General features: G+C 71.3%; 9 protein-coding genes. All 9 read right to left on the bottom strand.

Annotated elements, in window-relative coordinates:
* Nucleotides 1–15: 15 nt before the first annotated feature.
* The 9 genes from ACZ516_RS21985 to ACZ516_RS21945 all read right to left on the bottom strand — a co-directional run bounded on the left by ACZ516_RS21985 (nt 16) and on the right by ACZ516_RS21945 (nt 15,092).
* Nucleotides 16–4,539: a DUF6531 domain-containing protein gene (locus ACZ516_RS21985; protein ID WP_469011432.1), complete on the bottom strand. Its 4,524-nt coding sequence runs from the start codon at nt 4,537–4,539 to the stop codon at nt 16–18.
* Nucleotides 4,540–4,646: 107 nt separating this feature from the next.
* On the bottom strand, nt 4,647–7,109 hold the full coding sequence (locus ACZ516_RS21980; RefSeq protein ID WP_469011431.1) for a protein kinase domain-containing protein: 2,463 nt from the start codon (nt 7,107–7,109) through the stop codon (nt 4,647–4,649).
* A gap of 46 nt (nt 7,110–7,155) precedes the next feature.
* On the bottom strand, nt 7,156–8,187 hold the full coding sequence (locus ACZ516_RS21975) for a hypothetical protein (RefSeq protein WP_469011430.1): 1,032 nt from the start codon (nt 8,185–8,187) through the stop codon (nt 7,156–7,158).
* Nucleotides 8,175–8,834 (bottom strand): hypothetical protein, encoded by a 660-nt coding sequence (locus tag ACZ516_RS21970; RefSeq protein WP_469011429.1) that lies wholly within the window; start codon nt 8,832–8,834, stop codon nt 8,175–8,177. Before ACZ516_RS21970 ends, ACZ516_RS21975 begins: the two co-directional genes overlap by 13 nt.
* Before the next feature lie 145 nt (nt 8,835–8,979).
* Nucleotides 8,980–9,834 carry a carbohydrate ABC transporter permease gene (locus ACZ516_RS21965; RefSeq protein ID WP_469011428.1) on the bottom strand — a complete coding sequence of 285 codons (855 nt, stop codon included), beginning with the start codon at nt 9,832–9,834 and terminating at the stop codon, nt 8,980–8,982.
* Nucleotides 9,835–10,797, bottom strand: coding sequence for a carbohydrate ABC transporter permease (locus ACZ516_RS21960; protein WP_469011427.1), 963 nt, complete (start codon nt 10,795–10,797; stop codon nt 9,835–9,837).
* 197 nt (nt 10,798–10,994) lie between these two features.
* Nucleotides 10,995–12,362 (bottom strand): extracellular solute-binding protein, encoded by a 1,368-nt coding sequence (locus tag ACZ516_RS21955; RefSeq protein WP_469011426.1) that lies wholly within the window; start codon nt 12,360–12,362, stop codon nt 10,995–10,997.
* A 130-nt stretch (nt 12,363–12,492) separates the two neighbouring features.
* On the bottom strand, nt 12,493–13,206 hold the full coding sequence (locus ACZ516_RS21950) for a response regulator (RefSeq protein ID WP_358589022.1): 714 nt from the start codon (nt 13,204–13,206) through the stop codon (nt 12,493–12,495).
* A complete protein-coding gene (locus ACZ516_RS21945) occupies nt 13,203–15,092 on the bottom strand; it encodes a sensor histidine kinase (RefSeq protein WP_469011606.1) in 1,890 nt (629 codons plus the stop codon). The genes ACZ516_RS21950 and ACZ516_RS21945 overlap by 4 nt, the downstream gene beginning before the upstream one ends.
* Nucleotides 15,093–15,175 lie beyond the last annotated feature (83 nt).

Genomic DNA, 15,175 nt, shown 5'->3' with positions numbered 1-15,175 from the left:
ACTACCCTGCCCGACTCAGAAGTTACCCATGAAGTGCTGCATGATCGCCTCCCCCTGCGGCAGCACGCGTGGCCCGCCGTTGTTGAGGACGTCCACGCCCTCGGGGGTGTTCACAAAGTACTCCGGCAGGTTACCGGCGGGCCCGCTGTGGTTGCGCAGCACACTGTCGGCGAACTCCCGCGGGACCTCGACCCGTACGACATGGCCGGAAGGGCCCGCGTACTGGGTGGCGGCCCTGTTGAAGTCGTCGGTCAGATAGACACCCGCGTCCGGCGTGTAATCGCGCTGATCCCTGATGGACTGGGGCAGAGAGAACTGATCCCCGTGCCAGTTCTGCGAGCCGTGGTAAAGGACGACGGTGTCGCAACCCGAGAGGCCGAACGGGTCGATTTGCCGGAACGGATTGGTGACGTACCCGTAAGGGTCGGGTGCCGGTGCCAGGCCGAGTGGATCGAGCGTGCTGTAGCGGGCGGTTTCCGGGTCGTAATAGCGCTGATAGTTGTAGTGCAGCCCCGATTCCGGGTCGAAGTACTGGCCGGGAAAGCGCAGCGGCGTGTACGCACTGCTGCGGGCCGGCCAAGTGGTGAGGCCCCAGACGGTCCTGCGGGCCTGCCACGCGGTCGTCCCTTGTTCGTCGACCAGTTCCGTAGGCGTGCCGACGAGGTCGGTGACGATGGCGAAGAAGCGGGAGTCGATCTCCGCCTGGTCGGTCGGGTCGATGAGCCGCTCCGTCTGGGCGATCGGCCGCAACCCGTCGTAGTCCCAGGTCAGAGCGACATGGTGCGGCACACCCCGGACAGTGGTGAGCTGTTCGGCGACGAGCGGGCCGTCCCAGGTGAAGTCGGTCCGCTCCACCACGTCCGTACCGCCGTCGGCCAGGCGCACTTTCGCGGTGCGCCGGCCCAGCGGGTCGTACGCATAGCGCCAGACCGTTCCGTCGGGCGTGGTCACCGAGGTCAGCCGGTCCTCGGCGTCCCAGGTGTAGTGCCAGACGTCGGGTTTGCGCGACAGCCGGGTCTTGCGGCGGAGCACCACACGGCCGGCTTCGTCGTACTCGTAGCGCACCGACCCCGCGCCGGTGAGGCGGTTGCCCGCATGGGCGCGGGCCCCCCGCGCCTCTTGACCGGGGTGGTGGTCGGGCCAGTCGGCCGCCGACTGGCGGCCTGCCTCGTCGTACGCGTACGTCTCCGTCCAGTCCTGTGCCCGGACTCCGGTGACCCGGCCGGCCGCGTCGAGCCCCAGGGTGACCTCGCCGAGGTACGGATCGGTGACGCCGACGAGGTGACGGTCCGGGCGGTAGTCGTAGCCGCGGCGCAGGACGGTGCTGTCCTGGGCGGCCACCGTCTGTTCGAGCGGTCGGCCGAGTGCGTCCCAGGTCTGGGTGATCGCCAGGGAATCGCCCATGACGCGTCCGGTCTCGCGGCCGCACGCGTCGTACGAGAACGCCATGGCATGGCCCGACGAGTCCAACGCGCGTGGCCGGCCCACCGCGTCATGGCTGTGGTGGGCCAGGGCGCCCGTCGGCGTGGTGCGCCGCACACGCCGTCCCATGGCGTCGTAGGCGAAGGAGAGCGCTCGGCCGTTGACGCGCTCGGTCAGTACCCGGCCGTTCCTGTCGTGCTCCCAGGTCACCTCGCAATCGGGTCCCACGGCTCGGACCAGACGGCCCGCCGGGTCGTAGGCGAAGGTGCTGACCTGCCCGTCGACGTTCTTGGCCAGCGGCCGGCCCAGCGCGTCATAGGAGAGAGCGACTGTCTGCCCGGCCGGGTTCGTCCGCTCGACCAGACGACCCGCCGCATCTCGCGTGTAGCGGGTCAGCCGGTCGTCGAAGTCGCTCTCGGCCACCAGATGCCCGGCGGCGTCATAGGTGTAGTCCCAGGTGAGGCCCAGGGGGTTGGTGACCTGGACGAGCCTCAGCGAGGCGTCGTGGCCGAATTCGTGCCGCACTCCGTCCGGGCCGGTGCGCGCGCGGACCAGGTCGAAGTGCGTGTATTCGTACGTGGTGGTCGCGCCGTCCGCGTTCGTGTGGCGGACACAGTTGCCCTCCCCGTCGTACTCCCACGATTCCTGAGAGCCGTCGGGGGCCAGCACGCGGGATATGCGGCCCTCGACGGTCCACCACATGCGGGTCGTCGCGCCCATCGCGTCGGTGGTCCGGGTGAGGCGGCCGAACGCGTCGTAGGTGCGGTGGGCGCGTTCTCCGAGCGCGCTGGTGATCTCCGCGTGCAGTCCGGCGGCGTTGCACCGGACGGTGGTGGTGGCGCCGAGCGGATCGGTGACCGAGGTAGGGCCGCCGGTCTCGTCATAGGTGAACCGCGTGGTCGCGCCGTCGGGGCCGACGAGTTCGAGACGGTTGCCCCGCTCGTCGTACACGTGCTCCCAGCATGCGCCATCGGTCGTCACCACCCTTACGGGCAGGCACAGTTCGTTGTACTCGGCGTGGGCCTCGGTGCCGTCGGCACGGGTGACCGTGAGGGGCTGTCCGTAGGCGTTGTTGGTGAAGGACGTGGTGTTGCCGAGCGGGTCGGTCCGGGACAGCAGGTGGTGGTGCTCGTCGTACGTGCTCCGCGTGACCGCGCCGTTCCCGTCGATCTCTCCGACGACCTGGCTGTTGCTGTTGACGAGGAAGCGGCTGACGGTGCCCTGGGCGGAGGTCACGGTGGTGACGCGGAGGCCGGGCCAGGCGGGGTCGGCGCCGTCGTAGGCGAACGTATGGGTGAGGTGCCCCGCCTGGCCGCCCTGGGCCACGCAGCGGTCCCGGTGGTCATAGGTGTAGTCGTAGCGGCTGTGGTTGGTGTCGGTCCACGAGGTGATGCGCAACCGCTCGTCGTAGGTGAACCGCTGTGGCTTGCCCGACGAGTTGACGACCTCCGTGAGGTTGCCGTCGGTGTATCCGTACTTCTTGACGACGGCGTCCGCGCCGTCGGTGCCGCCACCCGCGAGGCGGAGCTCCGTGAGACGTCCGTCCTCCACCCGCAACTTGAGGTGATAGCCCCCGGAATGGCGCAAAGCCGACGGAGTGCCGTGGTCGTCGTATTCGAAGTCGACGGCGTTTCCATTGCGGTCGCTGACGCGCTCGATGAGCGCGACACCGCCTTCGGGGACGGAGAATCGGTGGTGGAGTCCGACCAGGGGGTCCTCGATCCGGAAACCCCCGTCTGGTAGCCGCGTCAGAGGACGTCGGGGGCCGGACTCGGGCAGGACGGGCTGATCGGGCGAGCCGGGGTGGGGATAGGCGAGGAGCAGGCCGTCCTCGGTGAGGAAGACGATGCCCTCCTCGTCGACTTCGAGATGTTGGTCGAGGGTGGAGGACCAGGACGGGCCGAACCAATGGCCGCTGCGGTAGTCGGAGGCGGCGCGGCGGGTGAACGCGAAGGGGAGGGTGCCGGGGAGGTCGATGTCGGTCTGCGTCAGGAACATCTGTCCGGTGGCCGCGTCGACCGGGTCGCCGCAACCCTTGACCTTGCTCTTGACCCGGTTGTAGGCGCCCTTCGCGCCGTTGGTGAGCGTCGTGCGGCCGGACTTGGCGAGTCCGCGGACACCGTTGGCCATCCCCTTGAGGCCCATCGCCTTGAGGCCCTTCATCCCCTTGGCGAGTTTGGCGGCGGTGGTGATGCCCTTCATGCCGGGGACGCAGTCCATGGCGGCGAAGGCCACGTCCATCAGGCCTGCTTGGCCTTTTCGGTATTTGTTGAGGGTGTCGGCCAGGACGATCGCGCCGGCGATGATGACGATCGCGGCGAGGATGGGGCCGCCGACGATCATCGCGATGATGCCGACCACGGCGACGACGACCTTGCAGACCGCGACGATGCTGTCCCAGTTGTCCGAGACCCAGTCGCCGATCTCCTCCCACCACTTGCGGTTGCGGATACCGGCGTCGGACGCCTCGTCGATCTTCCGCTTGGCCGCCCCGGCCGCCTCCTCGCGCATCTTGCGCGCGTCGGCGGCCATCTTCTTCGCCGCCTCCAACGCGCTCTTGGCCGCGTCGACATCCCCCTGCGCGGACTTCTGGGCCTTCTCGGCGGAGGCGGCGTTGCGGGTGGCGGCCTTGACCTTGTCCGGGTCGGGCTGGGGCACGTCCTTGCCCGCGCCCTTGTCGTCCTTGTACTTGTCGGCCTCCTTGCCCGCCTTGTCCATCCAGGAGTCGGCCGAGGTGAGGCGGGACGTGGCGGAGGACAGGTCGGCCTGGGCCTCGCGGCCCTTGACCAGGGCCTTGTCGGCCAGGGCCTGGGCGCGCTCCAGCTGTGGCCAGTACGCGGCGAGCGCGTCCCCGGCCATGCCGTAGGACTTCTTGAGCTTCTTCAGCTTCTCGGGGGCCTTCTCGAACTTCTCCGTGAAGGCCTCGGCCGTCTTGCCCGCCCAGGTGAGGATCGCGTCCTCGCCCGCCATGCCCTTGATGTCCCGCAGCACCCTGCCGACGTCGTCGGAGAAGTCGTGCAGGTCCTTGGCCAGCTTGCGCACCCGGTGCGGATCACCCGGCGTCGGATCCTTCTCCAGATCCAGGACATGCCAGTCCTTCGGTCGATGACCCCCCACGTGATGTCCCCCGTACCTGCCGTGACTTCAGCAACCACACGCTCGGACGAAACTATCGAATGCGAGTGCGGTCGTGAAGCTCGGGGCGGGGCGCCGTGCGGGCACCGTCACCGGCGCGTCGGTTCGAAGCCCGCGTCCACCTTGCCGACTTCGGCCCACTCGGCTCCCTCGCGGCGGTCGAACCACACCGGGCGCTGCCGTGCCGAGCGGCGCTTCTCGAAGGAGACGTCGTCGAGGACACCGTTCACGGAGACGTGCTGGATCTCGCGGTCCAGGGTGTGGCGCAGCGAGACGGCCGAGGTGGCCGAGGTGGCCGAGGTGTCGGCGGGCGGGAGCTTTGCGAGGGCCGCGGCCAGCGCCGTGGCGCCGTCGTACAGCTCCTGGTTGCCCCGCGCGGGGAGGTTGTCGTCCGGTTCGCCCGTGTAGTTGCGGGTGCGCAGGACGCCGGCCGGGACGTCCTTGTCCCGCGCCTTGGCCCTGGCCCGGTCCTCGGAGTCGGCGCAGGTGCCCTCCGGGTCGGCCTGCGTGAGGACGGGGCCCTTGAAGCCGTCGGCCCGCAGCGCCTTGGCCCAGACGTCGGCCCGCGTACCGGTGGGCACCACGACCGCGTCCGCCCGCGCCGCCGCGACCACGGCGGGGATCCGCGCCGCCTTCACCTTGCCGGGCTCGACGTCCAGCGCCTTCGTGGTGAGCCCGCCCCTGCGCAGCGCGGTGCCGATGCCGTCCTCGCGGTCCGCCCACAGCTTGCCCTGCGCCAGGAGCACCCGGCGCGCCGTCGTCTCCGCGCGCAGATAGCGGGCCATCGCCTCGCCCTGGCGGGCCTCGTCCGCCGGGATCGCGAACGCCCCGTCGGCATGGGCGTACTCCGCGCACGTGCTGATCTCCGGCAGGAACGCCTCGTCCGTGTCGTGCACCCAGGCGAAGTCCGCGGTGTCGCCGACGACGGCGAGCATGCCCGGGTGGCCGGCGAGCAGCTCGCGCGAGGTGGTGTCCGGGCCCGCCGTCACCGGCACGACACGGAAGCGCGCGGCCCCCTTGGCGCCGAGGGTCTCGGTGAGGGCCGACTTGACCGTACGCAGCTGCTGGGTCCTGAAGGCGTCCAGCTCCGCCTTCTCGTACGAGTCCGGGTCCGGGCCCGCGTCCGTCCCCCGGGGGTTGCCCACGTGCCGGTAGCTGTGGGCGACGCCGATCTCGAGGACCGCCTCTTTGCCGTCGGCGCCCAAGGGCGTCCCCGACGTCGAACCGGCGTCCGACGCGGTGAGGGCCTGCACGCCGAAGCCCACCGGGATGCCGACCGCGAGAATCAGGGCCGAGGTGAGCAACAGACGCCTGCGGGAGCGGCGGCCGGGGCCGGGCGCGAAGGGGACGGTGGTCTGCCCGAGCGGGGTGGAGGTCTTCCCGAGGGACGCGGACCGCTGCGCGCGAGGGAGCGCGGGCCGGGTGTGCGCGGTCGCGAGTGAGGGCGGTGCCGCCGGTCGCGGGCCCGGGTCCTGGACCCGCACGGTCGGGGTTCGGGGCGAGGACGACGTAGGGACCGAGTCCCAGGGCGCGGAGGGCCCGCCTTCGGCGGCGTCCGGGCCCGGTGGCCGCACGTCAGCGTGGGATGACGAGTCGAACGGCACCAGACCCGACGGCGCCGCGTCGGCGTGGGCGGGTGACCCGGCACCCTCCGGGCCCCTCTCCGGTGCCGGTGCCTTCTGCGAGGCCGCCTCCGCGTCCGGCGGCAGCGACCGCGCCGCCGTCAGGATCCGGTCGAGCGTCGTCGCCGCGTCCGCCGGGCGGTCATCGGGGTCCTTGGCGAGGAGGTCGAGGACGAGGCGCTCCACGGGCCGCGTCACCTCGGGGCGCGCCGCGCTCGGACGCGGCGGCGCGTCGTTGACGTGCTGGTACATCACACCGGCCGCCGTACCGGTGAACGGGGGCCCGCCGACGAGGAGTTCGTGGAGCACGCAGCCGAGCGCGTACAGGTCGGTGCGGCCGTCGCCCGCCTCCTGGCGGAACCGCTCCGGCGCCAGATACGGCACGCTGCCGAACGGCAGCTGCCCCGTGTGCGTCAGGCGCGAGTCGCCCGCCGCCCGCTCGACGAACGTCGCGATGCCGAAGTCCACGACTTTCGCCGTGCCGTCCCGCGCGACCACCACATTGCCGGGCTTGATGTCGCGGTGCACGACGCCCGCCGTGTGCGCCACGTCCAGGGCGCGGCACACGTCCGCCGCCCAGCGCAGTGCCTCCGCCACCGGTACGCGCACGCGTTCGCGCAGGATCTGGTCGAGCGAGCGGCCCTGCACCAGGGCCATCACCAGGTACGGGGTGCCGTCGCCGTCCGCGCCGTGGTCGTGCACGGCGACGATGTGCGGGCTGTCCAGGGCGGCGGCGGCGCGGGCCTCCTGGCGGAAACGGGCCAGGAGCTGCGCCCGCTCGCCCTCGTCCGCCGACGCGGACGGCACGAGGAGCTTGACCGCCACCTCGCGGTTCAGGCTCCGGTCCCGGGCCCGCCAGACCTGGCCCATGCCGCCCGCGCCGATCGGCGCGAGCAGCTCGTACCGGCCGTTCAGCAACCGTCCCCGCACGGCGTTCCCCCTTCGACGCCGATGATCCTAACGGCGGCCGTTCCCCCTACCGGTTGACGGACTGGATCTCCTGGACGACCACGTCCTGCTCCGCGCCGAACTCGCCGTCCGGGAGCGGTCGTTCGCCGTCCACGCCCGTCCCCGTCCAGCGGATCTTCCAGGTGACCGTCGCTTTCAACGGGTACGAACCGTCTCCCGACGACCGCAGGTACTTCACACCGCAGGGCGGGGTCTCCTCGGCCCTGCCCTTGGCGTACGGGGTGCCGATCTTGTCGCCCACGAGGTCGCAGACGCCGGACGCGGGATAGGTCTCCGCGTCCGGTGTGCCGGGGTCGATCCTGAGGGAGACGGGTTCGGCGGTGGTCGTGGCCTGGATATTGAGCACCTGGACCCGGGCCGTCACCGACACCGGCTTGAACTCGGTGCCGTCCAGCCACGCCCACGTCGGCAGGTTCACCTTCGTCCCGGCCTCTGGGGCCAGGGACACCTTGGTGCCGGGGACGCGGATCCTCGCGTAGGCCAGCTTCGCCAGGAGCTCCGGGTCGATGGTGGGGAGGCCGGCGGGGGGCGGCTCGTTCTCGTCGACCCAGAAGGTCTCCTTGTTGCACTTGTCCCAGCCGGGCGGGTACGTCTTGTTGGGGAAGCCCGTCCACCAGTAGCCCTTGCCGGCCTTGTCGAGGTTGAAGTTCTTGTACGGGCCGCCCTCGACGTACCGCTTGCGCTGCTCCAGGTCCCACGAGTGGCCCGTGGAGTCCACCGCCCAGACCGCCTCGCGCTCCTTCTTGAACTGCGCGGGCGTGTAGGCCGGCCCGTACCAGCAGGGGGGCGGGCTGTAGTCGCCCGTCGGGGCGATGGTTCCGGACCTGGGTCCGGAACCGTTCTTGGACTCGTCGTAACTGATGCCGCCGGCGGTGGCCGTCAGTGAGCCGTCACCACCGTCCTCGGTGGGGCCCTGGGCGCTGCCGTTGGTGGTGCCGCCGTGGCCCGTGCGCGCTGACGCGGGTCCCGGCAGGAGCAGCGCCGCGGCCAGCACCATGGTCCCGGCGGCTATGAGCGGTGCCCTTCTCACGGCTGGCATGTGGCGTTCCCCCGGTCGGATGTGGTCGTCTCGGTGATCCAGACGCCTTGATCGTTCCTGTGCAGTCGGCTGCTGTAGAGCACGAAGTCGTCCCTGGAAGGCGCGGCTGCCTCGGCGGTCTTCCCCGTCTTGAGGCTCTTGTTGTGCGCCTTGCGCTGGTCCTCGCAGTAGACGAGGCCTGCCGTCCTGCTGCCCGTCACGTCCACCCGCGCGTTGTAGAAACGCTTCACGCCGGTGATCCGGTCCTTGTACTCGACGTACTCCTCGACGAACTTCTGGCTGCCGGCCGCCGCGTCGCCCTCGGAGTAGAAGCGGTAGGCCCTGTGCAGCGGGTCCTGCTCGGCGATGGCCATGTCGACGGCCTTCACGTACTGCTCGGTGTCGGCCAGCACCGCGTCCTTGTTCTTGTCGCCCGTCTTGGCCCACTCGAACTCGTACGTCAGATCCGCGGGCAGCTCGATCTCCGGCCGCTTCGCCGCCGCGTCCGCGGGCTCGCTCGGGGGCGCGGACTTCTTCTCGCCCCCCTGCTCCGCCCCGGCGATCTTGTCGTCGTCCCCGGAGGGTTTCTCGTCGCCGCCGCAGGACGTCAGCAGCAGGGCCGCGGTCGTGGTGAGCGCGGCCGTCGCGAGGCGGAAGGGGCGGTTCACTGTCGGCTCCTGGCAGGTGGGGGAGGGGGGCGCGGGCTCAGCACGCTAGTGCGGGGCGGGGCCCGATACCAGGGAGATGTGCCGTCACGAATGGGGCGCGAGGGACGTATCGGAGCGAAGGGATGTCACAGTTCTGTGCCCGCCCTCAGCCCTTCACCGCCCCGCCCAGCGCGAAGCCCCCGCCCAGGCGGCGCGAGACGAGGACGTACAAGAGGATCACCGGGGTCGAGTAGAGGACGGAGAACGCGGCCAGCTGGCCGTAGACGACCGTCCCCTTGTTGCCGAAGAAGTCGTTGATGCTGACCGACGCCGGCATCTGCTCGGGGGTGAGCAGGAGCATGAAGGGGACGAAGAAGTTGCCCCACATCATGACGAACGAGAAGACCGTCACGACCGCCACCCCGGGGCCCATCAGGGGGAGGACGATCCGCAGCAGGGACTGGAGGGACGAGGCGCCGTCCGTCCACGCCGCCTCCTCCAGCTCCTTGGGGACGCCGTCCATGAAGTTCTTCATCAGCCAGATGGCGAAGGGGAGTTGGGACGCGGCGAAGAAGAAGATCGTGCCCTGCATCGTGTCGATCAGGTCGACCTGGACGAACAACGCGTACACCGGGACCATGATCGCGGTGATCGGCAGGCTCGTCGCGAAGAGGACCGTCAGCATGAAGGGGCGGTTCAGGCGGGAGCGGTAGCGCGAGAGGGGATAGGCGGCGAGGGCCGCGCAGACCACCGTGAGCAGCGTGCCGCCCCCGCACAGGAGGAGGCTGTTGAGGAGCGGCGTGAAGGTGATCTCGGGGGTCAGGACCTTGTCGTAGTTGTCCGGGGTGAGGCCGTCGGGGAGGCGTACCCGCAGGTCCGCCTCCGGGTCGAAGGAGGACAGGACCACCCAGGCGAGGGGCAGCACGAACGCCGCCGCCACGACCAGCAGGCCCGCGTCGGCCGCGAGACGGTGCTTCCTGCGCCGCGAACGCGCGGTGCTCGCACGCTTGGTGAGGGCCACTCAGACCTCCGTACGCAACAGGCGCATGTAGACGAGGGAGAACAGCGAGCCGACCAGGAGCAGGAGCAGGGCCACCGCCGTGCCGTACCCGATCATGCTCTTCTGGAAGGCCTGCTCGTACATGAACAGCGGCAGGGTCTGGCTGCGGTTTCCCGGGCCGCCGCGTGTCATCACCCAGATCAGACCGAACACGGAGAGCGTCTGGAGGGTGTTGAGCATGAGGTTCGTGCCGATCGAGCGGCGGATCATCGGCAGCGTGATGTGCCACATGCGGCGCCAGCCGCTCGCGCCGTCCATCTGCGCCGCCTCGGTGATTTCCTGGGGGATCTCGTTGAGGGCGGCGGAGTAGACCAGCATCGAGAAGGCCGTCCCGCGCCATACGTTCGCGAACGAGACGGCGAGGATCGGCAGGGTGAACAGCCAGTTCTGGGACGGCAGATGGAGGAAGTCCAGGACGGCGTTGAGGGTGCCCTCGCGGCGGAAGAAGGCGTAGAGGAGGAAGCCCGCGACGACCTCCGGCAGCACCCAGGCCGTGACGACGATCGCGCCCGTGAGGGTGCGGACCGGCTTCGACGCGCGCTGCATCAGGGAGGCGAGGGCCAGGCCCAGCGTGTTCTGGCCGATGAGGGAGGACAGGACCGTGAAGACGAGGGTGAGCCAGACCGCGTTGAGGAACCGTTCGTCGCCGAACGCCTCCCGGAAGTTGTCGAACCCGACGAAGCTCGACTCGGCCTGGCCGGTCAGCTGGAGGTCGGTGAAGGCGATGTAGGCGCAGTACGCGATCGGCCCCGCGAGGAACAGGGCGAGCAGGACGACGGCGGGGGAGACGGGCAGGGCCCTGAGCAGGCCCCGCCGGGTACGGGCGCCTGTGCGGCGGACGGGCGGCGGCGGTGGTGGTGGCGCGTCCGGCCCCGGCGCCGTCTTGGCGACGCCACCGGGGGGAGCGGGGGGCACGGTGGTCATGTACGGGCACTCGCTCTCTGGTACCGGTGGCGGGCGGTCACGGGAGGGATGGCGTGCGGTGCCGGCACCGGTGACCCGTTCGCCGGGGTGGGCGGCACGGTTCTTCGCGCCGGCGCTACCGGCGGGGTGCCCGGCAGCCGGGTGCCCGGACGGCGGGCGTCAGGGCGGCCCGGCGTCGGGGCGGTCGGGGGGCGGCGCTACTTCTCGATGACCTCGCCGTCCGTCGCCGACTCGACCTCCTCGTCGTAGCCGTTCGCCGCCTCCTCCACCGAGCTGTCGCCCGTCGTCACCGACTCCATCGCCTCCTGGATCGCGGTCGAGACCTTCGGGTACGCGGGATACGCGGGCCGGTAGTGGGTCGTGGCGACCAGGTCGGTGAAGAACTTGATGCCGGGCTGCGCCTTCACGTACGAGGGGTCGTTCGCGACGTCCTCGCGGACCGCGATGCCCGAGTTGGCGACGTACCACTTCTTGGCGTTGGCCTTGGTCTGCATCGTCTCGATGAACGCGAAGGCCAGGTCGGGGTTGCTCGCCCTGGCCGGGATGGCCCAGGTCCAGCCGCCGGACATGCTCACCTTGCCGGGCGCCTGGCCGTGCTGCGTCGGCATGGGGGCCAGGCCCAGCTCACGCGACCACGCGGGCCACTCGTGCCCCGCGCCCTTGCCCCAGTCCTGCGGCAGCCACGAGCCGTCGAGGGCGATGCCCAGCTTGCCCTCGGGCAGCAGCTCACCGCGCACGCGCGTCGCGAAGTTGGGGTCGAGGGCGTCGGAGACGTCGGGGCCGAGCTTCTCGTCGTAGACCGTCTCCACGAACTTCAGGGAGTCCTTGAAGCCCTTGCCGCCGGTGACCCACTTCTTCGCCTTCGGGTCGTACAGCGGGTCCTCGCCCGTCCCGTAGGCGAGCATCTGGAAGCCCTGCATGGTCGCCGCCTCGCCGGCCGGCTTCCCGGTGTAGACGTTCAAAGGGGTGACGCCCGGGACCTTCTTCTTGATCGTGCGGGCCGCGTCGAGGACCTCGTCCCAGTTCTTCGGCCGCCAGTCCTGCGGCAGCCCCGCCTTCTTGAAGATCGCCCTGCTGAACCACAGGCCGCGCGTGTCCGTGCCGTCCGGCACGCCGTACGTCTTCCCGTCGGCCGCCTTCGCCGCCGCCTTGGCCGTGTCGATGAACTGGTCCCAGTCGTCCCACTTGTCGAGATAGGGGTCCAGCGGCTTCAAGTACCCGCTCGTGATGTCGGAGTTGATGAGGAACGTGTCCTCGTACACCAGGTCGGGCGCGGTCTTGGGGGAGCGCAGCATCTGCTGGAGCTTCGTGTAGTACTCCGAGTCCGGCGCCTTGATGGGCACCAGCTCGACCTTCTTGCCGGGGTTCGCCTTCTCGAACTGCTTCTTGACGTCCGTCAGGAACGTGTCCATGACCCGGATCTCGTTGTCCGTGGACTGCTTGTACGAGACCTTCACCGTGTCGGGGTCGTCGTCGGCGCCGCCGCCGCACGCGGTGAGGGTGCCGGCGGCCAGCAGGGCGGTGGCGGTGAGCAGCAGCGGGGTGGTGGTGGGACGCACGGGCACGACCTCCTACAGCGCGGGGTGCAACGCGGAGCTGCCCGGTGAACGTAAGGGCGCGCTCGGAGCAAGGTCAATGCCCGTGCCACGGATGGGCGTTGACGCCCGTCATCCACCTGACAACGTTGTTATAGGACTACGTCGGCGACGCGCCCGGAGCGGGAGGCCGCTCCGTCGCCGTGAGCCACCGGTACACCAGCTCCGGGCGCCCGACATGGCCGTACTGCGGGCTGCGGGCCGCGCGGGCGGTGTCGACCAGGTGTTCCAGGTAGCGCCGCGCGGTGATGCGGGACAGGCCCGCCGCCTGGGCGGCCGCGGTGGCGGTCAGGCCCTCGGGGGCGGCCCGCAGGGTGCGTATGACGCGTTCCAGGGTGGGTCCGCTGAGGCCCTTCGGCAGCGCGGCCGGGCCCGGGGCGCGCAGCGTGGCGAGCGCGCGGTCCACCTCGTCCTGACCGGTCGCCTCGCCCTCGGCGGCGGCCGTGCGGAACTCCGCGTACCGGGTGAGGCGGTCGCGGAGGGTGGCGAAGGTGAACGGTTTGAGGACGTACTGGACGACGCCGAGGGACACGCCCTCGCGGACCACGGCGAGATCGCGGGCCGAGGTCACCGCGATCACGTCCGCGGGGTGGCCCGCGGCGCGCAGGGAGCGGGCCAGTTGGAGGCCGTGCCCGTCGGGCAGGTGCAGGTCCAGCAGGATCAGGTCGACGGGGGTGCGGTCCAGGACGCGGCGGGCCTCGGCGGCGGAGTGGGCGGGCCTCGCGACGGCCTCGAACCCGGACACGCGGTTGACGTACAGGACATGGGCGTCGGCCGCGACGGGATCGTCCTCGACCACCAGTACGCGAATCACCGCCCCGCACCTCCCCGACTGCCGAGCTCGACCTCGGACGGCGGCACGGCTGACCCGGGTGCTCCGGGTGCTCCGGGTGCCCCAGCGGCCCTGGCAGTCCCGGCCGCCCTTGCAGGCACGGCAGCCCCGGTGGTCCCGGCCACCCCGGCAGGCACGGCAGCTCCGGTGGTCCCGGCAGCCCCGGCAGGCACGGCAACCCCGGCAGCCCCGGCAGGCACGACCGCCCCAGCGGCCCCGTTCGCCCCAGTGGTCCCGGCAGGCACGTCCGCTCCGGACGACACGGCGGCCCCGGATGACACAGTGCCCCCGGCCGGCCCGGCAGCCCCAGCGACCCCGTCCGCCCCAAACGCCAGCGTCACCTCGAATTCGGCGCCGCCCTCCGCGGAACCCCGCAGGGTCAGCGTGCCGCCGTTGCGTGTCACCGTCTGGTGGACCAGGGCGAGGCCGAGGCCGCGGCCCGTCGCCGCCTTGGTCGACCAGCCCCGCTCGAAGACCGCCTCCCGCAGGCCGGGGTCGACGCCGGGGCCCGTGTCCGCGACGCGCAGCAGGAGGCCCGTTCCGTCGGCGCGTGCCGTCACCGTGACCCGGGCGGCCGGGGAGCCCTGCGCCGCGTCGACCGCGTTGTCGATGAGGTTGCCGAGGACCGTCACCAGGTCGCGGGAGGACAGGGATGCCGGGAGCATGCCGTCGTCGATGCTGCTGTCGGCGGAGACGACCAGCTCCACGCCGTGCTCGTTGGCCTGCGCCGCCTTGCCGAGGAGCAGTGCCGCGAGGACCGGCTCGCTGACGGCGGCCACCACCTGGTCGGTCAGCGCCTGCGCCAGTTCCAGCTCGGCGGTGGCGAAGTCGACGGCCTCCTCGGCGCGGCCCAGCTCGATGAGGGAGACGACGGTGTGCAGCCGGTTCGCCGCCTCGTGGGCCTGCGAGCGCAGCGCCCGCGTGAAGCCGCGCTCCGAGTCCAACTCGCCGGTGAGCGCCTGGAGTTCCGTGTGGTCGCGCAAGGTGACGACCGTGCCCCTGCGCTCGCCGCCCGAGACGGGGGAGGTGTTGACGACCACCACGCGGTCGGCGGTCAGATGCAGCTCGTCCACCCGGGGCTCGGAGGCCAGCAGCGCTCCCGTGAGGGGCGCGGGCAGCCCCAGCTCGGCGACATTGCGGCCCACGGTGTCGCCGGGGACGCCGAGCAGCTCCCGGCCGGCGTCGTTGATCAGCGCGATGCGCCGCTGCCCGTCGAGCATCAGCAGTCCCTCGCGCACCGCGTGCAGCGCCGCCTCGTGGTAGTCGTGCATCCGGCTCAGCTCGGCCGCGTTCATGCCGTGCGTGCTGCGGCGCAGGCGCGCGTTGACGACGTACGTGCCGATGCCGCCGAGGACGAGCGCGGCCGCCGCGACACCGAGCAGGGCGAGGAGCTGGCCGCGCGCCTTCTCGGTGATCTCCTCGATGGTGATGCCCGCGGAGACCAGGCCGATGACGCGCCCCTCGCCCGCCTCGCCCGCCCGGATCGGCGTGACCACCCGCACGGAGGGGCCGAGGGTGCCGGTGTAGGTCTCCGCGAAGGTCTCGCCGCGCAGCGCCCGCGCCGTGTGGCCGAGGAAACGCTCGCCGATGCGCCGCTCGTCGGGGTGCGTCCAGCGGATGCCGCGCGGATCCATGATCGTCACGAAGTCGACGTCCGTGTGCCGCTGCACCCGGCTCGCGTACGGCTGGAGCCGCTTCGAGGGCTCGTCGTCCTCGCGTATGGCCTCTCGTACCGAGGGAGAGTCCGCGACCGCCCGGGCCGCCGCGGTCGCCTGGTGGCGCGCCGCGTCCTCCGCCTGGCGCTTGTCGCTCAGATAGGTGAAGAGCGCGCACCCGGCGACCACGGCCGTGACCAGCACGATCTGCATCGCGAAGAGCTGGCCCGCCAGGCTGCGCGGCAGGCGGCGCCGACGGGGTGGGCGAGTGCGGGGCATGGTGCCAGTCTGCCTCG

Source organism: Streptomyces sp. NPDC034037 (assembly GCF_055575715.1).
The sequence above is the reverse complement of the archived record's forward strand: the minus strand, read 5'-3'. Positions and strand labels throughout refer to the sequence as shown.